Consider the following 6893-nt stretch of genomic DNA (forward strand, 5'->3'; position numbering starts at 1 on the left):
GTATTCCTGAGCCCACTCTCGATGACGAGAGTGGGCTCAGGAATACTCTCGATGCGAGGGTGGGGGTTGCGAGGGGGTTGGGTGAGGCGAGAGTGGGCTAGAGCTCGCCCTTGCGCTGCAGGTAGCGCATTGCCATCCAGCCAAGCGGAATCTGAATCCAGTAGGTGGCAAACCGGAACAGGATGACTGCGGAGGTCGCAATCGCGGCGGGTACACCGGCGGTGGTGGTCAGACCCGTGATGAGCGCGACCTCGATCGCGCCCATGCCGCCGGGTGTTGGAGCGAGCGCGCCGAGCGTGTTACCGATCAAGTACACGATCGCCGCGTCGAGCAGCGTGAGATTGAAGCCGAAGGCGGCCAGCGATGCGTCGAACGCAAAAACGTACCCGAGCGTCAGGACGACGTGCCCAAGGATACCTACAGTCAGCCGCCACGGGTTCGAGAGGAGCTCGGTCAGGCGTGGCCACACCTGGCGGACGGTGGGTTCGATCTTGACTAGCAACCACTTGCGCAGGCTGGGGATGGTGAAGACAATGCCACCCACGGCAACGATCGAGATGATCGCCACGATCACGGTGGTGGATGGCAGGGCGCTCAGCGCGCCGCCGCCCTGTCCCGTGAAGACCGACAGGACCGCAAGGATCGCAACAGTCACCACGAACGCGGAGACCTGGACCAGCGCAACCGTTGCCACTGCGAGTGACGTTGCGACACCTCGCTTGGTCAGCATGCGCAGGTTGAGTGCGGCCGGGCCAATCCCCGCGGGAGCAGCAAGCGCCACAAAGGATGCCGCCGCTTGAACCAGGGTCGTGCGGATGATGGGTAGCTTGACCGGGGAGAATCCGATGAGCGTGAGGGCGGCGCCGAACCACGTGAGCAGGCCGAGCACTAGGGCAACGATCGCCCACATCGAGTTGGCCTCGGACACGGCTGCCGTGATCTCGTCGAGCTTGATCGTGGTGAACACGATGAACACGGCGATGATCGTGACAGCCCACGTGAGGATGGTCTTGGCGCCGAACCGGATGAGGGCGCGAGGCTCAATGTCCGTCTCCGGGATCTCTTGAACCAGTGCACTGCGGATCTCGTTGATGAGGTTCTTGCGCGCTCGAAGCTGGGTGCGTGTGGTCCGAGGCAGGACCACAGACTGCAAGAGCGGGCCAACAGCCATGAGGTCTTCCTCGCGCAGGACCTCGCGGGCTGACGCGATCGCGCGGTCGGGGCCGACCTTGAGCGCCAGCAGGGACAGCATCTGGGCGTTGTCCATGTGCTTGCTGAGGGTGGCCGCCGCGATGTCTCCGGACTGCCAGCCCGAGAGCCACACCTTGGGAGCTTCGGGGTGAATAAAGTGAGGGTCGATCGAAGAGGGCGAGGACACGAGCAGGACCTCGGCGGCGAGGTTGCGGTGTGCCAACCCTGCCTTGTGCGCGATGTCGAGTTGGCGCCACGCCTCGCGCATGATGTCGTCGGTGACCTGCTCCTCGGTCATGGAGGAGAGCGGAACGGTGCGCTCTGGGTGCTCGAACACGAGGAGCATGGAGTCGGCTGCCTGCGAGACGCCCAGAAGCTTGTGCGTGCGTACGCCCGCCGCGGTGGACGCGTAACTCAGTAGCGCGGCGCGTTCGGCGACTGCACGCAGGGAGATCGCGGAGCGACCCTCGATGCCTCGCACGCGCAGGGACCGCCACAGGCGCTGCAGGAAACCGATGATCTGTCGGTCGCCGTCCAGGACGAAGACGTCTAGGCGGGGGCCGTCCAGGCGCTGCATCGCGTACACGCGCGTTTCAGCGTCGTTGGAGAAGGTTGGGAGGGGTGCATCCTCGGGGACTGCGAGCTCCGAGATGTCTTGACCGTAGTCAGCGTACTCGTGGATGCGCATGAGGGAGATGGGATCAAAGCCGGCCTTGCGCACGGCGGCGATGAGCTCTTCGCCCTGTGCACGTTCGCTGGCAACCCCGGAAAGGTAGCGGACGGTCAGTCCGGCAACACGGCCGAGCAGGACGGCACAGAACACGCCGATGATGTTGACCTGGCCGAAGATCAGGACAATCGCCAACGAGATCCACAGTGCGCTCCACGATGCGCTCACCGTGCGTCGGCGCTGACGTGGACCTGCTGCGGTCAGAAGCCCGCACAACCCCGCCACGTAACCGGGAACAGTAATGATCCAGCCGGTGGGGAGGAGCACGGAAAGCCCGTGGATGAGCGTGGTGGAACCCCACGCGCTGACTCCGTAGGTGAACAGCAGTGCGAAGATCAGGCCAAGGGCCAACGCGGCGGCCGCCTCAAGCACCTGGCGGCCGAGTCTGCGCAGTGCGAGTTCCGTAAGTACTGCGGCAGGAATCAGCAGCGTGACCAGCGATTCCAGCACAACCACGGGAACGGAAAGGATGGTGGAGAGAAAGGAGGTTGCGGACTTAACGTCCTCTTGGACCCCCTCTGCGGTGCCGCGCGCAAACACGGCGATGACCATGAGCGCCGCTACTCCGAGGAGTGCAAGCACCATCCCAAAGAGATCACGTGGCTGACGTACCCGGACCTTTTCATCGTCGATCAGTGTTACTGCAGGCAGGTCAATCATGGTGCGTGAGTCATCGCCGTAACGGTAATAATCGCCCACGTTGTGCGAGGAGGTTGTGGGGGGTTCCGAGTACGGCATGAATCGAGTCTATGAGAAATGGCCTGCAAAGACATCGATAATTCGTATCGCGAATGTCATGCAAATGCACTCTTGCTGTGATTCCATGGAGTAAAGATGCTTGTGAGCGGCCCAATCGGCCGAAATTTCACCCTCAACCAGCGGAGAAGCAATGTCCAATGAAGGTTCTGCACGCGTAGTTTCGTCGGTCAGCGCGGCTCTAAAAGCCGTCTGGTGGATTCCATTGCTGCGCGGTCTCGCACTCATTGCCCTGGGTATTTTGGTAATGGTTCGCCCGCTCAATACTTTGATTGCGTTGACCCTCATTTTTGGAATATTCCTGCTGGTGGACGCCGCAATTACGGTTGCCCACGCGGTGGCAAACCGGAAGCAGCCAGGCTGGAAGTGGTGGCTGGTTCAGGGGCTCGTGGACCTAGTCTTTGCGGGCCTGATCCTCCTATGGCCAAACCTGACGGTGGTTGTGTTCTTCTACCTGCTGGTGGTCTGGACGATCGCCCTGGGAGCGACCGCGATCATTGGTTCGGCGACTCTGGCCAAGAACAAGGACTTGGCATGGCCATGGCTGCTCGTGTTTGGTCTGGTTGCGGTCCTGTTCGGTGTGATGCTGCTCCTCCGTGGCGGCGACTCGCTGTCCGGCACCATTAACGTGGTGGGTCTGTTGCTCGGTGTGTTTGCGTTCATTGCGGGTAGTGTCCAGATCGTCACGGCGTTCTCCGTGCGTTCGATGGCCCGGGATATTGACTCTGCCCTCAAGGGGGAGTCGCCTGTGCTTGCCGCGATCATTGAGCGTGAGCAGAACAGCGCCGCTCAGGAGGCCGCGCGCGTGGCGGAGCATGAGGCTGAGAAGGCGCATCGTGCTGCGGAAAAGGATGCGGAGCGGGCTGCTCGAGAGGCAGAGAAGCAGGCCGAGCGCGAGCTTAAGCAGCAGCAGCGGAATGCTGAGCGGACGGTTGAGGACACCGACCAGCAGGACGGCCCAGCGCAATAAGAACTGATTTTCGACGATTCTGGTTACGCCCCAGCCCCGGCCCGCCTTCCCGTGAGCACCGTTGGGTGGGTAGAAGACAGACAAGAAATGCGTCGACCGGATGGAAAGCCATCCGGTCGACGCATTTCTTTTTCGACTCACACCGCAGGTGCCCGGACGTGCCAGTAAGCCTCAGCCAACACCCAATGCGGCGAGCCAGGATGCGGGCAGCAGCGCATAGCCCACGAAGGCCACCACGTCGAGTAGGGTGTGCGCGATGACGAGCGGCATCACGCGCGTCCTGCCCCACTTGGACTGGTAGAACCAGGCGAACACAATGCCCATCGCGACGTTGCCAAAGAACGGTCCGATGCCCTGATACAGGTGGTAGGAACCGCGCAAGATCGAACTGGCGGCGATGATGCCCCAGGTGCTCCATCCAAGCCGGGTGAGCCTATCGTGCAGGTAGGCCACCGCGATGATTTCCTCGAGCAGCCCGTTCTTGAGCGCCGCGAAGATCAGGATGGGTACGGCCCACCAGTGGGAGTCGAGGGTCGCGGGCTGGACCTCAACGGTGATGCCCACGGCCCGCCCGAATGCGTACAGTGCGAGTCCGGGGATACCGATGAGCGCCGCCAGCCCGAACCCGATTCCGGTATCTCGCCACGGCCGTGACCCGTCGAGCCCGATCCTGCGCAGCGCACCCTTCCCCGACTGCGACAGCAGGAACAGTGCGAGCGCCACGGGCATGAGCGCAAAGAACAGCGAGAGCACCTGGTAGGTCAGGTCGAGGTACGGGCGCGGGGACTGCGACGTGTTGATCTGCGCGCTCTGCTCACCCAGCGGGGTTTCCGCCGTCAGCCGGGCGATGATGTTGACCACCGCATACACGCCCGACTTGCCTAGGGACAGGCCCAGGACGATCCACACTTCCGCGCCCAGCATGAGCCGGTCGCGGCGGGTGAGTTGCGGGAGCGCGGCGGTCACGCGCCTACTTCTTACGCTTGTTGGCTACGACCATGCCGATGATCCCCGCAATCAGGCCGAGTACGCCGCCGATGATGATTCCGGTCCAAGGCAGCTGCGGGGTCGAGTCGTTGAGCGCAGCGTCCTGCGTGGAGGAAGTGGTCGCCGATGGTGAGGTCGTCGGCTCGGCAGAGCCAGACGATTCCGTTTCCGCTGGTTCTTCGGGTGCGCTGGTTGGCGCGGCAGAATCGTCGGATATCGGATTAGCCGGGTCCTCAACCGTGAACGTCACTACGCCCTCAATGGGGTGCGCGTCGGAGGACACTACGCGCCATGCGGCAGTGTAGGTGCCATTCGCGAGCGCTGGCAGCGCGTACGTGGCCATCTTGCCGTCAGTTGCGGGAGCGCCAGAGGCGATCTCCGCCCCCGAGGCGTCCTTGACCAGGACCTGACCGCCGAGAGTCTGGATGTCGTTGTTGAACTCGAGGATCAGGGACTTTGGCGCCGTCTTGAGGGTCGCGCCGTTGGCCGGGTTCGACTTGACCAGCACGTCGTGCGCTGCTGCCGGCCCCTGGCCGAGCAGCAGAAACACGGCGAGTAGCGCGGCAAATGCCGCTGCCAGGATGGTCCGTGGGGTCTTATTCTCGACGATTGACGCACCCAGCCGTGTGGGTGCGGTCGGGGAGATGGCAGGATTCGAAAGAGCGCGCATGACACCATGCTAGCCATTGAATCTGGGGCTCGACTGAGTCCGAGGTGAGCGGGCGTGGAACGCCCGCTGTGCGAGCTACTGCTTATCGGCCGGCTTCTCGGCCTGCTGGTTGACCTTCTTGGCGCCGAACGTGGAGCGCAGGCGGACCAGAACGAACACCACGATGACCGCAATGATCAGGTAGAGCACGCCATCGCTGACGTATCCGGCGATGTGTTCGACCTTTGGCCAGTTCTCACCCAGGATGTACCCGGCGGTGACAAAGATGGAGTTCCAGATGAGGCTACCCGCTAGGGTCAGGCCGAGGAACTTGCCCATGTTCATCTTTTCCAGCCCAGCGGGGATCGAGATGAGCGAGCGGAAGATTGGGATCATGCGGCCAAAGAACACGGCTTTGGTGCCGTGCCTATCGAACCAGCGTTCGGTCATCTCAACGTCGGAGACCTTGAGCAGTGGCACCTTGGCCACGATTGCGATGAGGCGCTCGCGGCCGAGGAGCGCACCGAGGCCGTAGAGCGCGAGCGCGCCCACCACGGAACCGAGAGTGGTCCAGAACAGCACGGATGCGATGTTGAACGTGCCCTGGGAGGCGGTGAAACCTGCGAGGGGAAGGATGATCTCGCTTGGTAGCGGAGGGAAGAGGTTCTCCAGCGCGATGGCAAGACCGGCGCCTGGCGCCCCGAGGCTCTCCATGAGGTTGAGCGCCCACTGGGCGACTCCATTGAGGTTGTCGGTGCTCGCGGTGTCGGCGGCGGTCGCGGCAACGGAGAGCAGAGCAGAGTGCGACAAGTCAGTGTCCTTGGGTTAGCAACTATGGCGAAAATGGGCCGGTTTCCGCGCTAAAGTCTACCGGCCAACCTTGCGCTGCACGAGGAGCGTACGTGCGGAAGCGGTGAACATGCGGGTGCAACCTCGCCCTTCACCGAGGCGAGATTGCACCCGGGGGTGCGAGATTGCACGGCCGCCGGGCAATCTCGGACCCCCAAGTGCAATCTCGCGGGGTAGAGCTGGGTAGTACAGGCTACTTGGCGGAGCGCAGCCTCAGCGAGTTACCCACCACGATCACGGAGCTCGCGGCCATGGCGGCCCCTGCGATCATTGGGTTCAGCAGCCCCGATGCGGCGAGCGGGATGGCCGCCACGTTGTAAGCGAACGCCCAGAACAGGTTCTGCTTGATGATCTGCAGGGTTCGGCGCGACAGCCGGATCGCGGTTGCTGCCGCCCGCAGGTCTCCGCGCACCAGCGTGATGTCGCTGGCCTCGATGGCCACGTCGGTTCCGGTTCCCATGGCGAGGCCAAGGTCTGCGGTGGCGAGCGCAGCGGCGTCGTTCACGCCGTCGCCCACCATCGCCACGACCTTGCCCTCGGCGCGGAGCTTCTCCACTACCGAGACCTTCTGGTCGGGCAGGACCTGTGCGATCACGTTCGACTCATCGATCCCCGCAGCCACAGCCGCGACTCGAGCCGCGCCGAGGTTGTCGCCGGTCAGAAGCATGGGGGTGAGCCCCAGTTCCTTGAGCTCGGCGATCGCCGCGGCGGAGGTCTCCTTGAGTGGGTCGCGGAGGACCACGATGCCTTGAACTGCGCCG

The 6893-nt window shown here is 63.4% G+C and carries 6 protein-coding genes; 1 reads left to right on the forward strand and 5 read right to left on the reverse strand.

What is annotated here, in order from left to right:
- Positions 1-97: 97 nt before the first annotated feature.
- Positions 98-2659 (reverse strand): lysylphosphatidylglycerol synthase transmembrane domain-containing protein, encoded by a 2562-nt coding sequence (locus HGSM_RS03800; RefSeq protein WP_019147414.1) that lies wholly within the window; start codon positions 2657-2659, stop codon positions 98-100.
- A gap of 151 nt (positions 2660-2810) precedes the next feature.
- On the opposite strand from HGSM_RS03800, the gene HGSM_RS03805 reads away from it, so the two are divergent.
- Positions 2811-3647: a DUF308 domain-containing protein gene (locus HGSM_RS03805; RefSeq protein WP_019147415.1), complete on the forward strand. Its 837-nt coding sequence runs from the start codon at positions 2811-2813 to the stop codon at positions 3645-3647.
- A 171-nt stretch (positions 3648-3818) separates the two neighbouring features.
- Here HGSM_RS03805 and HGSM_RS03810 read toward each other — a convergent pair whose 3' ends face one another.
- The 4 genes from HGSM_RS03810 to HGSM_RS03825 form a co-directional block, all read right to left on the reverse strand.
- Complete coding sequence (locus tag HGSM_RS03810; RefSeq protein ID WP_019147416.1) at positions 3819-4613, reverse strand: CPBP family intramembrane glutamic endopeptidase; 795 nt, start codon at positions 4611-4613, stop codon at positions 3819-3821.
- 4 nt (positions 4614-4617) lie between these two features.
- On the reverse strand, positions 4618-5304 hold the full coding sequence (locus tag HGSM_RS03815) for a copper resistance CopC family protein (RefSeq protein WP_019147417.1): 687 nt from the start codon (positions 5302-5304) through the stop codon (positions 4618-4620).
- A 75-nt stretch (positions 5305-5379) separates the two neighbouring features.
- Positions 5380-6093 carry a DedA family protein gene (locus HGSM_RS03820; RefSeq protein WP_019147418.1) on the reverse strand — a complete coding sequence of 238 codons (714 nt, stop codon included), beginning with the start codon at positions 6091-6093 and terminating at the stop codon, positions 5380-5382.
- A gap of 232 nt (positions 6094-6325) precedes the next feature.
- On the reverse strand, positions 6326-6893 hold a 568-nt coding region (locus tag HGSM_RS03825; RefSeq protein WP_154646247.1), incomplete at its 5' end, for an HAD-IC family P-type ATPase.

It is taken from the genome of Timonella senegalensis JC301 (genome assembly GCF_000312125.1).
Classification (GTDB): Bacteria; Actinomycetota; Actinomycetes; order Actinomycetales; family Cellulomonadaceae; genus Timonella; species Timonella senegalensis.